Source organism: Cobetia sp. MB87, assembly GCF_011319755.1.
GTDB lineage: Bacteria > Pseudomonadota > Gammaproteobacteria > Pseudomonadales > Halomonadaceae > Cobetia.
Window position 1 is genome coordinate 67,285 of record NZ_VFBC01000006.1, and the last position, 19,461, is coordinate 86,745.

Sequence of the window (19,461 nt, forward strand, 5' to 3'; positions counted from 1 at the left end):
GCCAGTGGCTCGGGGGCGTTTTCATGTGCGGGCATAAAACGCTGCCTCACACCTCATGCGCGAGGCTGGCTCAGGAGCCGGTGCCCCACATGCTGGACAGCGAGCTCAGCAGCGTCGAGCTGACGCCTTCGCCGCCCATGTAGCTGAGCAGCACCGGCGCGAACTGGGAGACCATGCTGCTGTCCATGCCCAGCGCGGAGAAGGCGCTGTCCAGAGACGCGCTGTCATCGACATTGCCGACGGTGCTGGCCAAAGCCTTGGCATTGTCGTTGCCGCTCAGGCTCGCCAGGCTGGAGAGCGTGGACAGCGAGCTGCTGCTGGTCAGGCTGGACAGCTGCGGCACTTCGGTGGACAGCTCGGAGGTCGCGCTGGTGCCAAGCTGGGACTGGGCCAGGGCCAGCATGGCAGCAGAGCCACCCAGCGCCTGAGTGGAGGACACACCCAGCTGGGAGGTCAGGCTGGACATCAGGTCGGCTGCCGGCAGGGACTGACCTGTCTGGCTGCTCAGCATGCTGCTGGCGAGGCTCATCATGGAGCTGGACGAGCTGGAGGAGCTGGCGGCGTTGCTGGAAGAGCTGTTACCGGTAGCGGCACAACCGGCCAGTGATACGGCCAGTACAGAGGCGCCCATCAGGGCCAGGGACTTATGCAACATGCAGACTCCATCATCGCTTGGGGAAACGGACCGGACTCGGCCCGTAGATGCACCACGTGCATGGGTGCATCCGACACGCAGAATCATCGCACGGAGGAATCGCTTCCAGCCAGCGCCATACGATCACGCTCTGGCCATGCAGGCCCGGACGCATCGTTGCCGGATCAGCAACGAGAAATCCGGCACTGGCCATGCCCACGCCAACATGCACCCGCCGACACCTCACGGCGGCATGCTGACAGGACGAAAGCCTGGGAGAGAATGCCCACAGCGCCCGTCATACGGGCAAAAAGAAGGGCATCCCGTCACACAGCGTGTGAACCTGGATACCCCGGAGAGAAACCTGCATCACCGGCCGACAGCGCGACCGGTGCAATTGGGCAATACCTTTCATCAAACAAGGAAATATCGTGCAAGCCGCCGAGTGCCTTGTCCGCCCGCCCTCATGACGCCTGTCATGCCTTGGTTGGCACTGACTGGCTGGCACTCGACGGTTGGCACTCGGCGGCCGCTCCTCAGGCGTTGTCCTTGCTCGGCTGCGGCAGGGCCGGCAGTGAGCGATCCAGCAGCTCGACGCTCTGACGGTAGTAGAGCTGACTCTTGTTGTGCTCGCCAAGGTTGGCGAACAGACGCGCGAGTTCAGCACACACCGTACCGCTCGGACGCTGGCGCTGGCTAGCCTCGAAGTACTCCTGAGCCTTGCCCCAGCTGGCGTTGCGCAGTGCCAGACGGCCCAGCGACAGCAGCAGGTCCGGATCATTCGGACGCTCCTGCAGCCACTTCTCGGCATACACCAGCTGACGCGGTGCATCCACGTCCAGCAGGCCGTAGCGCAGCACCAGACGCGAATCCCAGCACTCCTTGAGGGAGTGACGCAGCAGACGCTCGGCCAGACCCTCCTGGCCACCGGCGATCAGCGCTTCGGCGTAGAGCGCGACCAGATTCACGTCGGTACGCAGGTGATCCGGCATGTCGGCCCATAGGTTGCGCACGCGCTCGATGTCTTCCGGATTGCGCGCGGCCTGCTGGATCAGCGCCACATAGGCACGCTGTTCCAGCTCCTTCTTCTCCTCGGGGGAGATGAGGTCCTGCTTGTCGAGACGCGGCATCAGACGACGCAGACCATCCCAGTCATTGACCGCCAGATAGGCCTGCTTGAGCAGCTTGAGCACCTGCGGGTGCTCGCCCAGCTGCTTGTCGAGACGCGTCAGGGTCGCCAGCGCCTGTTCATGCTGCTGGCGGTCCAGCATCAGCTGTGCCTGCACCAGACCCACGGCACTCTCGGAGCCCTGGGTGGACTCATGCGCCCGCTTGAGCAGCGTGTCCGCCTGCTCGAAGCGTCCCTGATAGTGCGCGGCCAGGGCAGCGGAGAGGTAGTTGACCAGCGGCGTGCTGGAATCTTCCGCCGAGTGGGTCAGCGACTTCTCGGCCCGCTTCCAGCGGCCTTCGGCCAGCGCCACCAGCCCCCGCACGGTCTTGCGCGTGGCATTGCGATGACGGGTACGGCTGTTCCACACCTTGAGGCGGGAGAACGGATGCGCGAAGCGCGACAGCAGGCGCAGACCGAAGTGCAGCACCACGAAGCCCGCGAACAGCAGGATCAAGCCGAACCAGAAGGAGGTCTGGACCGAGGTATCGCCGACGCGAATCAGCCAGTAGCCCGGGAAGGCCTGCATCAGTTGCCCGAACAGGGCACCGATGGCCAGCCCGATGATGATCAGCAGTATCAGGACTCTCATGCGTTGCCACCCCCTTGCTGGGCGCGGCGCTCGATCAGCTCACGCAGCTTGCTCAGAGAGGCGGAGATGTCAGGCAGCTCCGGACGGATGGTCTTGCTCTTGAGCTCTTCCAGCTTGGCGATGGCATTCTGCACGCCATCGGTCTTGGTGTCGTAGTAGCCATTGACCAAGGTGATGGCCTTGTCGATGGCGGCCTGGTAGAGCTTCGGCTCTTCCTTGAGCAGCGCCAGCTGCGCCTGCTCCAGCACCAGGCGCACGTTCTGGCGCAGGTAGGATTCCTGCTCCGGCGTGATCAGGGCTTCCAGGGCCTCGTCATGACGACGCACGGTGACCAGGTCCTTCAGCTCGTTGCCGAAACGGGCCAGCTGCTGCTGCCAACCGCCTGTCGGCGCTGCGTCGTTCTCGACCTTGGCGGCGATCTCGGCCACGTCCTGCTTGAGCGGCAGACGCGCCAGCTGTTCCTGCTCGGCGAGCAGCGCCAGATAGATACCGCTGCGATCCACGCGCGGCACGCTGTCCAGGCTGGCCAGTTCGGACTGGATGGCCTTGCGTACCGGCAGCAGCGCCGGGTTGTTGGCCGCCGCGATGCGCGCATCGGCGTTCTCGAGCAGCGCATCGGCACCGTTCACGTCGCGCTCCAGTTGCAGACGCTGGTTGGCGAGGCGCAGCAGGTACTCGGCTTCCGCGTAGTGCCAGTCACGCGCGTCCGTCTGCTGGGACTTGCTGAGCTCCTCGAGCACCTTGTTGAGGGCCTGCTCGGTGTCCTGGCTTTCGCTGGACAGGCGCTTGTCGAGCTCGCTGACGCGGGATTCATTCTTCTCGAGCGTGCTCGACAGGCCATCGACCTTGCTGGAGACCTGCCCGACCTGCTGAGTCACGCTCTCGTTGACCTGCTTGTCGAGGCCCTGGGCATCCGGTAGCGCATTCAGACGCTGCCAGCCGAGCCACGCCAGCACCGCGACCACGATGGCCAGCACGATGACGAGAACCAGCGCGATGCTGCCGGCCTTGCTCTTCTTGCCCTGCGGCTCGCCGGGCGGCGGCGTGCCGGGCGCCGCCGCGCCGGGCGCCGTCGCGCCACCCAGGCCTGCACCACCGGCGCTGGCCGTCTTGCCAGCCGGCGTGGAGGGCTTGCCGGGAGACGCCTTGCTGGAAGAGGCCTTGCCAGCACTCGGCTTGGCGGCAGACGCCTCTTTTGCGGATTCGCTACGCTCCGCAAGCGGCGATTTAGCGCCGGAAGGCGTCGATGCGTTGTCGTCTGAAGTCTGGCTCACGGGCGTGGACTCACTGGCAGTGGAGGATGAGGTTGAAGAGGAGGAGCTGCCCTGCCCCTTGCCACGCCCACGACGATTGCGCCCACCTCGCGAGCGGCGCTCGCGCGGGGCATCAGCCGTGTCGGATGACGAGGAAGAGGACGAACGGGAGGCCTCGGCGCCAGGGCGGCCAGAGGCAGTGTCATCGGCGGAAACGCCGGGAGCGGAAGAAGCATCTGATGCGCGAGCGGCAGCATCCTTGTCGCCCGACTTGCCGGGCGTCATGCCGGCAGAGCCGTTATCTTCCTGATCGTGTTCTCGGTTGCTCATCTACGCTTGCCCTTTTCCGGATTCTTGGGAATCGATGGCCTCACGCGGACCAGGCGCAGTGGCGCCGGTCACTGCATGGCGAGTCTTGCTGAAGGGGGCGCAGGCGCGAAGTACTGCCTGCGTCAGGGCCCCGGGTGAAGCGTCCTCGGCGACCGTCACGCGCTCGAAACCATGAGCGTGTGCCAGTGTAGCCAAACGGTGGCTCGACACGATTAGCGGTTGGTGCAAGGCCTGCGGCGTCACCGACGCCATCACCGTCTCGAGCAGTTCATTGCTGGTCACCACCATTGCATCATACGCGCCCGCCGCCAGACGGCCAGCCTGTTGCGGCGACAAAGCCAACGGAAGGCGTCGATAAAGTGCCAGCCGCGTGACCTGGGCACCCCGTGCCACCAGCGTCTCTTCCAGCAGCGGACGCCCGCCTTCACCGGCCACCAGCAACCAGCGCTGCCCCGCAAGCGCCCTTAGCGACGGCAGCGACAGCAGGGCTTCGCTGGTGGTACCGACCGGCGCATCACGCTCGGCATGCTCACCACGCGTGGCGCGCGGCGGAACACGCACCGGCACGCCCAGCCGCGAATGCAGCACTTCGGCCGTAGCCGCGCCGACGGCATAGAAGCTGACGCCTTCGGGCAGCTGTGGCCACCACTCCTCCAGCCAATCGGCCAGATAGCCGGCGGCCTGGGGCGAGATCACGATCACGCCGCGATACAGATCGACGTCGATGATCGCCTGGCGCGCGGCGGGTTCCAGCGGCAAGGCCTCGAGCGCCATCAGCTTGAGGCACTCCACCGCGCAGCCGGCCTCGCTCAGCATCGCATCGAGAACCGCTCCGCGCGAGCCCGGCCGCGTTGTCAACACCTCAAGACGCGACGCCTTCGCCATCGCTGATACCTCAGCCACGAGCATCGCCGTAGACCGCCGCCAGAATCTCGCCGGCACCCTGGGAGAGCAGATCTTCGGCCACGGCGACGCCCAGCGCTTCCGGAGCGTCGGACGGACCACGCGCTTCAGCGCGCAGGATGACCGTCCCGTCGGGGTTGCCGACCAGGGCGCGCAGCCACAGCTGGCTACCACCTTCCTCGAGCACGGCATAGCCGCCGATCGGCACCTGACAGCCTCCTTCCAGATGCGTATTCATGGCGCGCTCGGCCAGCACGCAACGGCTGGAGTCTTCATGGGCCAGCGGCTCGAGCAGCGCAAGAATCTCCTCGTCCTGCAGGTTGCACTCGATGCCGAGCGCACCCTGACCACAGGCCGGCAGGCAGGTCTCGGCGTCCATCTCGGCGGTGATGCGCGCATCCAGCTCGAGGCGCTGCAGGCCGGAAGTGGCCAGGATGATGGCGTCGAACTCGCCGGCATCCAGCTTGCCGAGACGCGTCTGGACATTGCCGCGCAGGCTCAGCACTTCCAGGTCCGGGCGTGCCGCCTTGGCCTGCAGACCACGGCGCAGACTGGAGGTCCCCAGACGCGCGCCCTGCGGTAGAGCATCGAAGTTGGCACAGGTGTTGGACACGAAGGCGTCGGTCGGGGCGTGACGCTCGAGAATCACCGCCAGACCCAGCGACTCCGGGAAGTGCATCGGCACGTCCTTCATGGAGTGCACGGCGATATCGGCGCGACCGTCGAGCATCGCCTCTTCCAGCTCCTTCACGAACAGCCCCTTGCCGCCGATCTTGGCCAGCGGGGTGTCGAGAATCTTGTCACCACGCGTCGACATCGGCACCAGCTCGACGCTCAAGCCAGGATGCAGGGCCTCGAGACGCGCCTTGACGTGTTCGGCCTGCCACAGGGCGAGCAGGCTCTTGCGGGTCGCGATACGCAGAATCTCACGGCGGGGCACGGCATTCTCCTTGCTGGCGCGCAACGCACGCCATCTGATTCAAATTTGTTGAGCAAACATGACTGACGAACAGCGCTGCCCTCTGATGACACTTATCATAAAGCCAGTCACCTCAGGGGGAAAATCCGTGGCACGCTTTCCGCGATCCGCCGGACTGGCCGCGGCCCCTCGCCCACGCGCAGGAGTCTGGTACACTCCAAGGTCAACGATACCGGCTGCGCGACCGTGCACCGGACGCCGAACTCTGGACACGTCACCACAATTCGAGATCCCGATGAGCGAATCTACCAATCAGTCCTGGGGCGGCCGCTTCAGCGAGCCGACCGATGCCTTCGTGGCACGTTTCACCGCCTCCGTCGATTTTGATCAGCGCATGGCGCAGCACGACATCCAGGGCTCCATCGCCCACGCCACCATGCTGGCCGGTGTCGGCGTGCTGAGCGAAGAAGAACGCGACGTCATCATCGCGGGACTGAAGGAAATCAGTGAAGAGATCGCGCGGGGCGAATTCGAGTGGTCCGTGGCACTGGAAGACGTGCACATGAACATCGAGGCACGCCTGACCGCCAAGATCGGCATCACCGGCAAGAAGCTGCACACCGGCCGTTCACGCAACGACCAGGTCGCCACCGACATCCGCCTCTATCTGCGTGACGAGATCGATGCCATCGACGCCGAACTGACGCGTCTGCGCGAAGGCATGCTGGGACTGGCCGAGCAGGAAGCCGACACCATCATGCCGGGCTTCACTCACCTGCAGAGCGCCCAGCCGGTCACCTTCGGTCATCACCTGCTGGCGTGGCAGGAAATGGTCGCCCGCGACCAGGACCGCCTGCGTGACTGCCGCGTACGCATGAACGTGCTGCCGCTGGGCGCCGCGGCCCTGGCCGGCACCACCTTCCCCATCGACCGGCACGTCACCAGCGAACTGCTCGGCTTCGACCGTCCGACCGAGAACAGCCTCGATTCCGTCAGCGATCGTGACTTCGCCATCGAATTCACCAGCTTCGCCAGCCTGCTGATGATGCACCTGTCACGCATGAGCGAAGAGCTGGTGCTGTGGACCAGCGCCCAGTTCGACTTCATCGACCTGCCGGACCGCTTCTGCACCGGCTCCTCCATCATGCCGCAGAAGAAGAACCCGGACGTGCCGGAGCTGGTGCGCGGCAAGACCGGCCGTGTCTATGGCCATCTGATGAGCCTTTTGACCCTGATGAAGTCCCAGCCGCTGGCGTACAACAAGGACAATCAGGAAGACAAGGAGCCGCTGTTCGATACCATCGATACCGTGCGCGGCAGCCTGCGTGCCTTCGCCGACATGATCCCGGCGATCCGCGCCAAGTCCGACAACATGTACGCCTCGGCCAGCAAGGGCTTCGCCACCGCGACCGACCTGGCGGACTACCTGGTGCGCAAGGGCGTCGCCTTCCGTGATGCCCACGAGATCGTCGGCAAGTCCGTCGCCTTCGGTATCGAGCAGCAGCGTGACCTGTCCGAGATGACCCTGGAAGAGCTCCAGCAGTTCTCCGACACCATCGAGCAGGACGTCTTCGACGTGCTGACGCTGGAAGGCTCCGTCGCGGCGCGCAATCACATCGGTGGTACCGCGCCGAACCAGGTCCGCGCTGCCGTGCAGCGTGCGCGTGACGCCCTGGCCTCGCGCGCCTGATCATCCTCTTTCGGGCCTGGTCGCCACCCATGGCTACCGGGCCCGCATCGCTCTATCGCTTGCTGCCAGGAGGCCGCCCGATGCGTCATCTGATGAGCCAGTCCGCCCGTCATACCCTTCGCACCCTCGCGGCGCTGCTGCTGGGTGCTGGCCTGCTGGCCGGCTGCGGCCAGAAAGGCCCGCTCTATCTGCCGGCGGACGCCGATGCCGGTGGCCAGCGTGCCGAAGCTCCCGCGCCGGCACCTGACGACGCCTCCGGGACAGAGAGCACCGCCGCTGCCGAGACTTCCGACAGCGACGCCTGAGCCCCCTTATTCATCTCCGGCGGGTGATGCCCGCCGGCGCGACATCTTGCAGGCCGGATCATGGATCACTTCGTTTATCAGGATGGCGTGCTGCACGCCGAAGACGTCTCGCTCGTCACGCTCGCCGAGCAGTTCGGTACGCCGTGCTACGTCTACAGCCGTGCCACGCTCGAGCGCCACTTCAAGGCCTATCAGGATGCGCTGGGCGACCACCCGCATCTCATCTGCTATGCCGTGAAGGCCAATTCCAACCTGGCGGTGCTCAACGTGCTGGCACGTCTGGGCGCTGGCTTTGACATCGTCTCCGCCGGTGAGCTGGAGCGTATCATCAAGGCCGGCGGCGACCCCGCCAAGGTAGTGTTCTCCGGCGTCGCCAAGCAGGCAGGCGAGATGGAGCGTGCGCTGGAGCTGGGCATCAAGTGCTTCAACGTCGAGTCGCTGCCGGAGCTTGAGCGCCTCAACGCCGTCGCAGGCCGTCTCGGACGCGTCGCGCCGGTGTCGCTGCGCATCAATCCCGACGTCGATGCCGGCACTCACCCGTACATCTCCACTGGCCTCAAGGCCAACAAGTTCGGCATTCCGGTCGAACAGGCGCTGGAGGTCTACGAGATCGCCAACGCCATGGAGCACGTGCAGGTGGTCGGCGCCGACTGCCATATCGGCTCCCAGCTGACCGAGCTGGCGCCCTTCCTCGATTCCCTCGAACGCCTGCTGGTCCTGCTGGATCGCCTGCGGGAACGCGGCATCGTCATCGAGCACCTCGACCTCGGCGGCGGCCTCGGCGTGCCCTACCAGAACGAGACTCCGCCGGAGCCCTTCGCCTACGCCAGCGCCCTGCTGGAGCGTCTGGCCCGCTATGAGCACGGCAGCGAGATGACGCTGCTGTTCGAACCGGGCCGCTCCATCGCCGCCAACGCCGGCGTGCTGCTGACCCGTGTCGAATACCTCAAGCCCGGTGAAGAGAAGAACTTCGCCATCATCGATGCCGGCATGAATGACCTGATCCGCCCGTCGCTGTACCAGGCGTGGCAGAACATCGTCACCGTCGATACGCGCGAGGCTCGCAAGTCCGCCAGCTACGATGTGGTCGGCCCGGTCTGTGAGACCGGTGACTTCCTCGGCAAGGACCGCGAACTGGCCATCGCGCCGGGCGATCTGCTCGCCGTGCGCTCTTCCGGTGCCTACGGCTTCGTGATGGCCTCGAGCTACAACAGCCGCTGCCGTCCTGCCGAGGTGATGGTCGATGGCACCAAGATGCACCTGGTGCGTCGTCGCGAGCGCCTCGAAGAACTGTGGACCGGTGAGCAACTGCTGCCGGAAGGTGATGCCTGATGCTGGTGAACTTCACCAAGATGCACGGACTGGGCAATGACTTCATGGTCATTGACCTGATCTCGCAACGCAGTCGCCTGCGCGATGCCGATATCCGCCGTCTGGCGGACCGCAACTTCGGCATCGGCTTCGACCAGCTGCTGGTGGTCGAGCCGCCCCGCGACCCGGACATGGACTTCCGCTATCGCATCTACAATGCCGATGGCAGTGAAGTCGAGAACTGCGGCAACGGGGCGCGCTGCTTCGCGCGCTTCGTGCGTGAACAGCGCCTGACCACCAAGCGCGAGATTCGCGTCGAGACGGCCGGCGGCCCGCTGACCCTGGTCGTGGCCGAAGATGGTCGTGTGCGCGTCGACATGGGCGCGCCGCGCTTCGCCCCCGCCGCGCTGCCCTTCGAGGCCGAGGCTGACCTGCCGGTGCACACCCTGGATGTCGAGGGCGAGACGCTGGAAATCGGCGTCGTCTCGATGGGCAACCCCCACGCGGTGCTGCTGGTCGAGAGTGTCGAACAGGCCCCTGTGCTGACGCTGGGCCCACTGATCGAGGCGCATCCGCGCTTCGCCAAGCGCGTCAATGCCGGCTTCCTCGAGGTCGTCACGCCCCATGAAGCGCGCCTGCGTGTCTTCGAGCGCGGCGTCGGCGAGACGCTGGCCTGTGGCACCGGCGCCTGTGCAGCGGTCGCTTCCGGCATTCGCCGTGGCCTGCTGGCAAGCCCGGTCAACGTCACGCTGCCCGGCGGCACCCTGAGCATCGAATGGGGTGGCGACGGCCAGCCGGTATTCATGACCGGCCCCGCCGAGACCGTCTTCGAAGGCCGCATCATCCTGTAGATCGCCAGCCCCAGCCGAGTGACGCTGCCGGAAACATGGCCGACAGCGTCCCGCTGCCAACCGTCCGCAAGGAGTCCCACATGGCCGAGTCACCCGCGTCACGTCGCCCGCGCACGCTGGACCCGGATCGGGTGGCCGAATGGCTGGCCACGCATCCCGATTTCTTCGAGGGGCGTGAAGGGTTGCTGCAACGCATGCGGGTGCCACACCCGGAAGCGCGCGGCGGCAGCATCTCGTTGCTGGAGCGGCTGGTGCATGATCTGCGTGGGCGGACCGATCAGGCAGAAGAGCGCCTCGAGGAGCTGTTGACCGCCGCACGCGACAACGAGAGCCGTTATCAGCGTCTGCGTCAGCTGGTGCTGGATCTGCTCGATGCCGAGTCCGATGATGCGCTGGCCGAAACGCTGGCCACGCGTCTCAGCGAGCTGTTCGATATCGCGGCCGTCTGTCTGTGGCAGCGCGATGCCGGTGCTTCGGCACAGCCGCCGCGCCAGGCGCTCGATGATGCGCGCGGCGAGCAGTTCGAGCGGCTGCTCGAGGGACGCGCCAGCCGCTGCCTGGCCATGCCGCGCACGCGCTGGGAAGCCCTGCTGCCCGACCATCAATGGCCACTCGGCGCCGAATGCGCAGACCTCGTCGATGCAAGTCAGGCCGATGCCACGCGCGGCTCCGCCGTCATCGTGCGCCTGACCCGTGGCGAGTGCCTGGGCTATCTGGTGGTGGCGAGTGCCGACGCCGAGCAGTTCCGTGCCGGACTCGACACCCTGTTTCCCGAGTACCTCGGTGACGTGCTGGCCCGCTGCCTGGGGCGTGATGCCTCGGGCCCGGCGCCACTGCGCTCCTCGAGCCGTGACGACCAGGCCAGCCGATGAGCCGCCTCGAGTCGGTCCACGGCACCTCGGTCATCGATACATCCACCGATGGCACCGCAGCGAGGAGCGCCGAGCGTGTTGCCGCCGAGCAGGCGCTGTCCGCGACCTGCCGGGAATTTCTGGCCGAGCTTGCCCTCGACAGCAGCCACGCGACCGTCAGCGCCTACGCGCGCGATCTGCAGGCGTTGACCGCCTTCATGCTGCGCCCCGCTGCGGACAGCAGTGCCGCTCATGCAAAGGACGCGCCGCCCCTGCCGCAGGATTGGCAGACGCTGGACGTACCGACGCTCAGGCGTTTTCTGGGTGCCGAGCGCAGTCGTGGCCTCGCGCCACGCTCATTGGCGCGGCGGCGCGCGGCGATCAGCCGTTTCTGTAGCTGGTTGGTCGAGCAGGATGTGCTGCCACACAACCCGGCGGGTCTGGTGCAGACCCCGCGCCTGCCCGACCACTTGCCACGCCCGGTGGATATCGACAGTCTGGCGCGCTTTCTCGACTGCCCGCATGACGGCACACCGCTGGCGATCCGCGATCAGGCAATGCTGGAACTGCTCTACGGCGCAGGCTTGCGTCTCTCGGAGCTGGTCAGTCTCGACCTCGACATGCTGGAAACCCGCCGCCTGCGCGTGCGCGGCAAGGGCGACAAGCCCCGCCAGCTGCCGATCGGCTCACGCGCTCGCCAGGCGCTGGATGCCTGGCTGGTGGTGCGTGGCCAGCTCGCCGCCCGGGACGAGCCGGCACTGTTCGTCGGCCAGCAGGGGCGGCGCCTCGGCCAGCGTGGCGTCCAACTCAGGCTGGTGACGCAGGCGAAAGAACGCGGCCTGCCCGAGCATCTGCATCCGCACCGCCTGCGCCACTCCTTCGCCAGTCATCTGCTCGAATCCAGCGGCGACCTGCGCGCCGTGCAGGAGCTGCTGGGGCATGCCCACCTCTCGACCACCCAGGTCTACACGCGCCTCGACTGGCAGCAACTGGCCAGCGCCTATGATCAGGCCCACCCTCGCGCCCGCCGCCAGCGCGGGTCAGAGACGCCAACGTCAGACACCGACGTTGCCTCCCCTATTGATGCTCCACTCAAGGATGACACCCTGTGACGCCTGCCAATGCGCCTCGCCTGACGGCCTTGACCTTCGATCTCGATGACACCCTCTGGGCCAATCGCGCGGTGATGGAGCGCGCCGAGGCCGAGCATTACGCCTGGCTGGATGGCGAGATCGGGCATGCCAATGATTTCCCCCTCGAGGAATATACCCGCCGCCGCATGGCGCTGGGGCTGGAGCACCCGCTGCGCCGCGGTGACTTCACCTGGCTGCGCCGCGAGGCCATGCACGCCATGCTGCGCGATGCCGGGCATGATGATGAGCAGGCGGGCCACTGGTCGCGCGCCGCCATCGAGCGCTTCCTGGCGCTGCGTCACGAATTGACGCCCTTCCCGGAAGCCAGCGAGCTGCTCGACTCCCTCGCCCGCAATTACCGCCTTGGTGCCATCACCAACGGCAATGTCGATCTGGCTCGCCTCGCGCTGGACCATCATTTCGAGTTCAGCATCGCCGCCGGCGAATGGCTGGCGCCCAAACCGGATGCGCGCCCCTTCCTCGCCGCCATGGCACGCCTGGGCAGCCGCCCCTCCACCACCCTGCATGTCGGTGACTCCTGGAAGGAAGATGCCTTGCCTGCCGCGCGACTGGGCATGCAGGCCGCCTGGATCGACGTCAAGGGTCAGGGAGCCCCGGGCCCCGTCCCGGCAGGCGTACATGTCATCTCGCATGTCCGCGAACTGCCGGCGCTGATTGCACGCCTGAATGACTGAATGACTGAGTGAGTGACCCACGGCTGAGGCTCAAGGTGTGGCGCGGCTGATGCATCTGGTGTGCCCGATGGCTGAGTGAATTAAAACTTGTACAAAAATGACGCATCAACCATATTTCATGTACAAGTTTTCCAGCGCCGTCGACATTGAACCCTGTCTGGGGTTACTGAGTCTGCGCTGGGAGATGCCTGCCACCTCGACGTCAACAGGAGAGGCCAGCATGAGCACCCACTCACTCCCGCGCTACCGTGTGTCATCTTCCTCTCTCCGGAGGCCGCCCCTGCATGGTGAAGGCGAGCAGCGCGCGCCGATCATGACACCCTCGCGGCAGACCAGCCGCGCCCTGCTGAAAGGCGTCGCCATCGTGCTGGCATCGGCGCTGCTGGTCATCGTGGCGGTCTACGGTGGACGTGCCAGCCTCTCGACGTTGCAAACCGACGTGCAGGAGGCGCCGGCAGTCTCCCCACAGGAGGCCATGCGCAGCCTGCTCGTCCCCGGCGAGGCCGTGACGATGCCGGAAGTCGTCGAGCCCGCGGCAAAGGTCCCGCATATTCTCTCGACGCCCAGGGAGACGAGCTCTCTGACCCGCCTTGACCCCATTTCCACCGCGCCGCGCAGCCTGTTCATGTGAGTGGGCTCTGGGGAAGCGCAAACGCGCAGCTGTGAGTGACAGCGCGCCTGTCGTAACGCAAACGGCCACCCCGAGGGGTGGCCGTTTCGTCATGCAAGGTGGTGCAGTTCGAGGCTTCGCCCAAACCGCCTTGCCTCTTCAGTCGTCGAAGGGATCCTGCGGTGCCTCATCGCCCGCCATCTCTTCCACGCCGTCCATCACCGACGGGTCCGCCAGCCACTCGTCGAGCTTGGCATGCACCTGCTCCACACCGGAATACTTCAGCGACGAGAACAGCTGCACGGTGACCAGGTCTTCCCACTCCTTGAGCGCGTGACGTACCTTCTGCAGGCTTGCCGCAGCAGGCCCGCGCTTCAGCTTGTCCGCCTTGGTCAGCAGGATATGCACCGGCATCCTGGCCTCGTCGGCCCAGCCCAGCATCATCTGGTCGAATTCGGACAGCGGATGGCGCACATCCATCAGCAGCACCAGACCCCGCAGCGACTGGCGGTTGCGCAGGTAGTTGGACAGATGTGACTGCCACTCGCGCTTCACCTTGTCCGGCACCTTGGCATAACCATAGCCGGGCAGGTCGACCAGATGGCGGCCCGTTTCACCGATGGTGAAATAGTTGATCAGCTGGGTGCGGCCGGGAGTCTTGGAGGTACGGGCCAACGCCTTCTGCGAGGTCAACGCATTGATGGCGCTGGACTTGCCGGCATTGGAGCGACCCGCGAAGGCCACTTCGGCACCCACGTCCGTCGGGCACTGGGCCAGAGTCGCGGCACTGATCAGGAAGCGCGCCTGACGATAATGGAGCTTGGGGGTCGAAGGAGATGATTCGGCCATGGGAGTTCTGAATACCTGTTGAAGGCGGACGTCTCGCCCGCGCGACATCACGAGAGAGCAGAAGAAACGACCGGTGTAACGAAAAGAGTGCCGCATGCCCTGCCATCGGCGCTGCACCTTGCCGACGACAGCGGGAAGATGCACTGGATTGCTGCGATGACACGACTGGCGACAGGCACGCTCACGCGCCCTGAGGGGATTCGCTATACTGCCTGCAAGGTCAGCATGGCGATCATGAGGCCTAGTGTACCACCCTGCTCTCACGGGCTGCGAGAGTGGGGTGTACTTCTCACCGCGCGCAGTACGGCGCGGGCACCGGGGAAATGACAGAGGTCACCATCCACGCCGGATGATACAAGCCCCGAACGGGCCTCTTCGTGAAACAGGGACCAGTGAAATGGATGAGCTGATGAGACCAAGGCAGAGCCCCGTGCGCCCCGTGCGTCTGCTGCTGGCACTTGCTGCCACGACGTTGGCCGCCACCTTGCCGACGGGGGCCGCCGCCGAGTCACTGGTCGGCGATGCCGCGGCAGGCAAGGCCAAGGCTGCCGTCTGTGCTGCCTGTCATGGCGCCCAGGGCATCTCGCCGACGCCGGCCTTCCCCCATCTTGCTGGCCAGCAGGCCCACTACCTGCGCAAGCAGACGGCCGACATCCGGGATGGGCGCCGCTCGGTGCCGCAGATGGCCGGTATCGCCGACAACCTGAGCGATCAGGACATCGCCGATATCGCGGCCCATTACGCCGCGCAGCCTGCCAATCGCGGACAGGCCGAGCCAGAAGCCGCCCGTGCAGGCGAGGTACTGTATCGCGCCGGCTCGCTGGAGCGCGGCATCGCGGCCTGCACGGCCTGTCATGGCCCGCGCGGTGAAGGCATCGACTCGGCAGGCTATCCGGCACTGGCCGGGCAGTACCCCGCCTATACCGTGACGGCGCTCAAGGCCTTCCGCGACGGCACCCGCGACAACGACCCGAACGCCATCATGAGCAGCATTGCCGCGCGCATGAGTGACAGCGACATGCAGCAAGTGGCCGAATATCTCCACGGCCTGCGCTGAGGCATCTGATCAGCCGGGTGTCGCGTATGACTGACTTGATGACGACCGGCACCAGCACGCCGCCCAGGTGGCGTGATCGAACGGCGTTCATCCAGCGGTCAACCTTGTCACGCTAGGCTGGCCCGACAGTGATCCGCCGTGTCCCGCCCGGCAGTCTCGACAGCAGTGGTGGCTGACACGCATACTCGATGCATCACTAATGTTGCCGGGGATCATGCCCGGGCATGCCTCAACCCGATGGAGATGTTCCATGAAGTGGAAACCCCTACTGACTCTGGTGGCGGGCCTTGGCCTGTCAGCAAGCGTTTTCGCCGCTGAAGCTGGCAAGGACTATCAGGTACTCGACGAGCCGGTGAAGACCGACGCGCCGGCGGGCAATGTCGAAGTGGTCGAAGCGTTCTGGTACGGCTGCCCGCACTGCTACAAGCTGGAATCCAGCCTCGAGCCGTGGGTCGACGAACTGCCGAGTGACGTGACCTTCAACCGTCTGCCGGCCACCATGGGGCAGGACTGGGTCAAGCACGCCTATGCCTTCTATGCCGCCAAGGACCTGGGCATCCTCGACGAGACCCACAAGGCCTTCTTCGATGCCATCCATCAGGACCACCAGCGCCTGACCGATCCGGATGATATCGCCAAGTTCTACAGCGACTACGGCGTCAGTGAAGAAGACGCCAAGAAGTCGCTGACCTCCTTCGGCGTGAAGAGCCAGGTCAACCAGGCTCACGCCCAGATGCGCGCCTACAAGATCATGGGTGTCCCGGCACTGATCGTCGATGGCCGCTATGTCATCTCGCCGAGCACGGCAGGCTCACTGCAGAACATGCTCAAGATCACCGACGAGCTGGTCGAGCAGGTGCGTGAAGAGAAAGCCGGCAGCAAGGATGCCGCTTGATGGTAGCGGCTGCTGACCCAGTGGCCGCCAGCGCCGCGGAAGGTGCCGGACTCGACGAGACGGCACCTCCCCTGCGTCTGCTGACCTTCAACATGCAGGTCGGTATCCATACCGCGGCGTGGCATCACTATGTCACCCGCGGTTGGCAGCATGTGCTGCCACACCCGATGCGCCGCAAGCGGCTGGAGCTGATCGCCGCCGCCATCACGCCCTACGATATCGTCGGGCTGCAGGAGGTGGATGGTGGCAGTTTCCGCTCCGGCAACGTCAATCAGGTCGATTCACTGGCCGAGACGGCCGAATTCCCGCATCGCTATCAGCAGCTCAACCGCAACCTGGGCCGCCTAGCTCAGCACAGCAACGGCCTGCTGTCGCGCCTGCCTATCAGCCATCTCGAAGAGCACAGCCTGCCCGGCACCCTGCCGGGACGCGGGGCCATCCATGCCCGCTTCGGCGAGGGCGAACACGCTCTGCATGTCTTCGTGACTCACCTGGCACTCGGTGCCCGTATCCAGCATCGTCAACTGCAGTACCTCGGCGAGCTGATCGCGCCCCTCAAGCATGTCATCGTGATGGGCGACCTCAATTGCACGCTGGCCCAGCTTCGTCAGCACAAGGCGTTCAGCGAGGCACTCGACTCCCGCCCCAGCAAGGCCATCAACAGCTACCCGGCCTGGCAACCACGCCGTGGACTCGACCATATTCTGGTCTCCTCGACGCTGCGTCTGAGCCACCCGACCACGCTGTCGCACCTGTTCTCCGACCATCTGCCGCTTGCGGTAGAAGTCCATCTGCCAGCCGCATGCCGCAAGGCGATCGGGCTCGCCTGACTTTCCGGCGCCTCTCTCAGTCATGCATCTCTGATGCCTGACACTCTGACATCGCTCCCCCGAATGTCGCCCCCTCTACCGACTGGCTCTCCCGTCTGGCTCTCCCGACTCACGCTTCCGCCAGCTTCGGCTTGATGCGCATAAAGCGACCCTTCCGCGTCCTTCCTTGAGCGTTCTCATGTATCACTGCCGGCATTTCTTCGCCTATCTCACTGTAAGCAAAGGCAAAAATATCCTGTCAGACCAATGATCCATTTGTTGTTGCGGCGCCGCTCGCTACTCTTTGTCTGCCAATGACGTGGATTAATCGTTGACTTAGCGATGACTGATGGCATGCCGCATCCGAGCGATGTCACTTACAGGGATGAAGCGTGGAATAGCGTTGTTCAAAGCGATGCCATCACGGCTTGCTGCACACCGCGACTGACCACAACATGAGCAACATCTGAATTGGCGAACTTGCCAGCAATCGCTTGCAACACAAGCGCTTGGCAAAGACACAGCAGACGCTGTCGGCAAAGCAACAACAACACCAACAATCATCACCTGCTACCCGCAGGCCAAGGGGACTCCATGTCTGCCAATGCCTCTACCCCCGGCTGGCTCACAGGGCTCGACCGCATGACCGAGGGGCTGGGACGCTGCGTGTCCTGGCTGGTCGTCATCATGATGCTGGTCGAATTCACCATCGTGATGCTGCGCTACGCCTTCAACATCAACAGCATCCCAATGCAGGAATCCGTGATGTACATGCACGCGGCCGTCTTCCTGCTCGCCGCCAGCTACACGCTCAAGCACGACGGCCATGTGCGAGTGGATATCTTCTATCAGCGCATGTCGCACCGCGGGAAGTCGTGGGTCGATCTCGGCGGCACCCTGTTCCTGCTGTTCCCGGTAATGATCTTCATCCTGCTCTCCAGCCTCGGTTACGTGGGCGATTCCTGGGGCATCAAGGAAGCCTCCCCCGAATCCGGCGGCCTGCCAGGCGTCTACCTGCTCAAGACCCTGGTTCCGGCCATCGCCATCCTGATGATGCTGCAAGGCGTCGCGGAAGCCGGCCGCCACCTGCTGTTCCTGATGGGCCGCCTGCCCTCTCCGCATGCGAGCGATGACACCCCTGACCACGATGAGGAGCTGGTGTAATGCTCGAGATCATGCCACTGCTGCTGTTCGTGTGTATCTGTATTGTCCTGATGCTGGGCTATCCGGTGGCGTTGTCACTGGCCGGTACCGCGCTTGCCTTTGCCGGACTCGGCATGGGGCTGGATGCGCTGGGCATTACCCAGGGCGTATTCGATGCCAGCTTCCTGTCCGCGATGCCCAACCGCCTCTACGGCACCATGACCAACCAGACATTGCTGGCCGTGCCACTGTTCGTGTTGATGGGCGTGCTGCTGGAGAAATCCAAGGTCGCCGAGACGCTGCTCGACGCCATGGCGTTGATGTTCGGCTCGCTGCGTGGCGGGCTGGGGATTTCCGTCACCATCGTCGGCATGCTGCTGGCCGCCTCCACCGGCATCGTCGGCGCGACCGTCGTCACCATGGGCCTGCTGTCACTGCCGACCATGCTCAAGCGTGGCTATGACCCGTCACTCGCCACTGGCGCCATCTGTGCCACCGGCACCCTGGGGCAGATCATCCCGCCATCCATCGCGCTGGTTCTGCTGGGCGACGTGCTGTCTTCCGCCTATCAACAGGCCCAGCTGTCGATGGGCATCTGGAGCCCGAAGACCGTCTCGGTGGGTGACCTGTTCATCGGCGCGCTGATTCCAGGCCTGATTCTGGTGCTCGCCTATATCGTCTACATCGCCATCGTCGCCTGGCTGAAGCCGGAGAAGGCGCCAGCCGTCGATCGTGATGCGCTGATGGAAGAGCTGGGCCATACCGGCAGCGTCTTCTGGCTACTGCTGAAGGGCCTGGTGCCACCGATCGTGCTGATCGTCTGCGTGCTCGGCTCGATTCTCGGCGGTCTCGCGACCCCGACCGAAGCCTCGGCCGTGGGTGCCTTCGGCGCGCTGATGCTGGCCCTCGCCAACCGCAAGCTGAGCCTGAAGACCCTCACCGAGGTGGTGCGCTCCACCACCAACGTCACCTCGATGGTGTTCCTGATCCTGATCGGTGCGGCACTGTTCTCGCTGGTGTTCCGCGGCTTCGGCGGCGAAGAGGTCGTCACCGAGATCTTCGAGAACATGCCCGGCGGCGTCATCGGTGCCACCCTGGTGGTGATGCTGGTGATCTTCCTGCTCGGCTTCATCCTCGACTTCATCGAGATCACCTTCGTGGTGGTGCCGATCGTCGGCCCGGTGCTGCTGGCCATGGGCCTCGACCCGATCTGGCTGGGCATCATGATCGCCATCAACCTGCAGACCTCCTTCCTGACGCCACCCTTCGGGTTCGCGCTGTTCTACCTGCGCGGCGTGGCACCCAAGGAAGTCAGCACCAAGCAGATCTACAAGGGTGTCGTGCCGTTCATCCTGATCCAGCTGTGCATGCTGGGGGCCCTGGCTGCATTCCCGGGCCTGGCCACCTGGCTGCCGGCGCAGTTCTAGGCCAACACTGACGAGACAGAACAAGAACAGAACACG

19 protein-coding genes are annotated in these 19,461 nt (G+C 65.1%); 13 read left to right on the forward strand and 6 right to left on the reverse strand.

All coding sequences use genetic code 11. The annotated features are described in order from the left end of the window. Positions 1-70: 70 nt before the first annotated feature. From CDPAHKCJ_RS05750 to hemC, 5 genes are all read right to left on the reverse strand, one after another. The gene (locus tag CDPAHKCJ_RS05750) at positions 71-655 is read right to left on the reverse strand and encodes a DUF2780 domain-containing protein (RefSeq protein ID WP_166019036.1); all 585 of its coding nucleotides are present in this window, start codon (positions 653-655) and stop codon (positions 71-73) included. Between the two features lie 515 nt (positions 656-1,170). Next, complete coding sequence (locus tag CDPAHKCJ_RS05755; protein ID WP_043333341.1) at positions 1,171-2,394, reverse strand: heme biosynthesis HemY N-terminal domain-containing protein; 1,224 nt, start codon at positions 2,392-2,394, stop codon at positions 1,171-1,173. Then, complete coding sequence (locus tag CDPAHKCJ_RS05760) at positions 2,391-3,977, reverse strand: uroporphyrinogen-III C-methyltransferase (protein ID WP_240916679.1); 1,587 nt, start codon at positions 3,975-3,977, stop codon at positions 2,391-2,393. The genes CDPAHKCJ_RS05755 and CDPAHKCJ_RS05760 overlap by 4 nt, the downstream gene beginning before the upstream one ends. After that, complete coding sequence (locus CDPAHKCJ_RS05765; protein ID WP_346773897.1) at positions 3,978-4,880, reverse strand: uroporphyrinogen-III synthase; 903 nt, start codon at positions 4,878-4,880, stop codon at positions 3,978-3,980. Continuing rightward, positions 4,873-5,820, reverse strand: a complete 948-nt coding sequence (gene hemC, locus CDPAHKCJ_RS05770) for a hydroxymethylbilane synthase (RefSeq protein WP_043333340.1) — start codon at positions 5,818-5,820, stop codon at positions 4,873-4,875. The genes CDPAHKCJ_RS05765 and hemC overlap by 8 nt, the downstream gene beginning before the upstream one ends. 274 nt (positions 5,821-6,094) lie before the next feature. Between hemC and argH the strand changes: the two genes are divergently transcribed. The 8 genes from argH to CDPAHKCJ_RS05810 all read left to right on the forward strand — a co-directional run bounded on the left by argH (position 6,095) and on the right by CDPAHKCJ_RS05810 (position 13,266). Further along, the gene (gene argH, locus CDPAHKCJ_RS05775; RefSeq protein ID WP_166019037.1) at positions 6,095-7,489 is read left to right on the forward strand and encodes an argininosuccinate lyase; all 1,395 of its coding nucleotides are present in this window, start codon (positions 6,095-6,097) and stop codon (positions 7,487-7,489) included. Between the two features lie 80 nt (positions 7,490-7,569). Then, positions 7,570-7,794, forward strand: coding sequence for a lipoprotein (locus tag CDPAHKCJ_RS05780; RefSeq protein WP_233593380.1), 225 nt, complete (start codon positions 7,570-7,572; stop codon positions 7,792-7,794). 60 nt (positions 7,795-7,854) lie between these two features. Further along, complete coding sequence (gene lysA, locus CDPAHKCJ_RS05785) at positions 7,855-9,126, forward strand: diaminopimelate decarboxylase (RefSeq protein WP_166019038.1); 1,272 nt, start codon at positions 7,855-7,857, stop codon at positions 9,124-9,126. Continuing rightward, the gene (gene dapF, locus CDPAHKCJ_RS05790) at positions 9,126-9,956 is read left to right on the forward strand and encodes a diaminopimelate epimerase (protein ID WP_166019039.1); all 831 of its coding nucleotides are present in this window, start codon (positions 9,126-9,128) and stop codon (positions 9,954-9,956) included. Before lysA ends, dapF begins: the two co-directional genes overlap by 1 nt. 80 nt (positions 9,957-10,036) lie before the next feature. Next, positions 10,037-10,828, forward strand: a complete 792-nt coding sequence (locus CDPAHKCJ_RS05795; RefSeq protein WP_166019040.1) for a DUF484 family protein — start codon at positions 10,037-10,039, stop codon at positions 10,826-10,828. Further along, positions 10,825-11,919: a tyrosine recombinase XerC gene (locus CDPAHKCJ_RS05800; RefSeq protein ID WP_166019041.1), complete on the forward strand. Its 1,095-nt coding sequence runs from the start codon at positions 10,825-10,827 to the stop codon at positions 11,917-11,919. Before CDPAHKCJ_RS05795 ends, CDPAHKCJ_RS05800 begins: the two co-directional genes overlap by 4 nt. After that, positions 11,916-12,635, forward strand: coding sequence for an HAD family hydrolase (locus CDPAHKCJ_RS05805; RefSeq protein WP_166019042.1), 720 nt, complete (start codon positions 11,916-11,918; stop codon positions 12,633-12,635). The genes CDPAHKCJ_RS05800 and CDPAHKCJ_RS05805 overlap by 4 nt, the downstream gene beginning before the upstream one ends. 220 nt (positions 12,636-12,855) lie before the next feature. Then, a complete protein-coding gene (locus CDPAHKCJ_RS05810; RefSeq protein WP_166019043.1) occupies positions 12,856-13,266 on the forward strand; it encodes a hypothetical protein in 411 nt (136 codons plus the stop codon). 138 nt (positions 13,267-13,404) lie between these two features. Here the strand turns inward: CDPAHKCJ_RS05810 and yihA are convergent, their stop codons facing one another. Further along, on the reverse strand, positions 13,405-14,094 hold the full coding sequence (yihA, locus tag CDPAHKCJ_RS05815; RefSeq protein WP_166019044.1) for a ribosome biogenesis GTP-binding protein YihA/YsxC: 690 nt from the start codon (positions 14,092-14,094) through the stop codon (positions 13,405-13,407). A gap of 430 nt (positions 14,095-14,524) precedes the next feature. Here yihA and CDPAHKCJ_RS05820 point away from each other — a divergent pair, with 430 nt between their 5' ends. The 5 genes from CDPAHKCJ_RS05820 to CDPAHKCJ_RS05840 all read left to right on the forward strand — a co-directional run bounded on the left by CDPAHKCJ_RS05820 (position 14,525) and on the right by CDPAHKCJ_RS05840 (position 19,425). After that, entirely contained in the window at positions 14,525-15,151 is a 627-nt protein-coding gene (locus tag CDPAHKCJ_RS05820) for a c-type cytochrome (protein ID WP_346773898.1), read from the forward strand. A gap of 250 nt (positions 15,152-15,401) precedes the next feature. Continuing rightward, the gene (locus tag CDPAHKCJ_RS05825) at positions 15,402-16,046 is read left to right on the forward strand and encodes a thiol:disulfide interchange protein DsbA/DsbL (RefSeq protein ID WP_043333328.1); all 645 of its coding nucleotides are present in this window, start codon (positions 15,402-15,404) and stop codon (positions 16,044-16,046) included. A 92-nt stretch (positions 16,047-16,138) separates the two neighbouring features. Beyond that, a complete protein-coding gene (locus tag CDPAHKCJ_RS05830) occupies positions 16,139-16,876 on the forward strand; it encodes an endonuclease/exonuclease/phosphatase family protein (protein ID WP_225996620.1) in 738 nt (245 codons plus the stop codon). A gap of 573 nt (positions 16,877-17,449) precedes the next feature. Then, complete coding sequence (locus CDPAHKCJ_RS05835) at positions 17,450-18,019, forward strand: TRAP transporter small permease subunit (RefSeq protein WP_166019046.1); 570 nt, start codon at positions 17,450-17,452, stop codon at positions 18,017-18,019. Continuing rightward, positions 18,019-19,425: a TRAP transporter large permease subunit gene (locus tag CDPAHKCJ_RS05840; protein WP_166019047.1), complete on the forward strand. Its 1,407-nt coding sequence runs from the start codon at positions 18,019-18,021 to the stop codon at positions 19,423-19,425. The genes CDPAHKCJ_RS05835 and CDPAHKCJ_RS05840 overlap by 1 nt, the downstream gene beginning before the upstream one ends. Positions 19,426-19,461 lie beyond the last annotated feature (36 nt).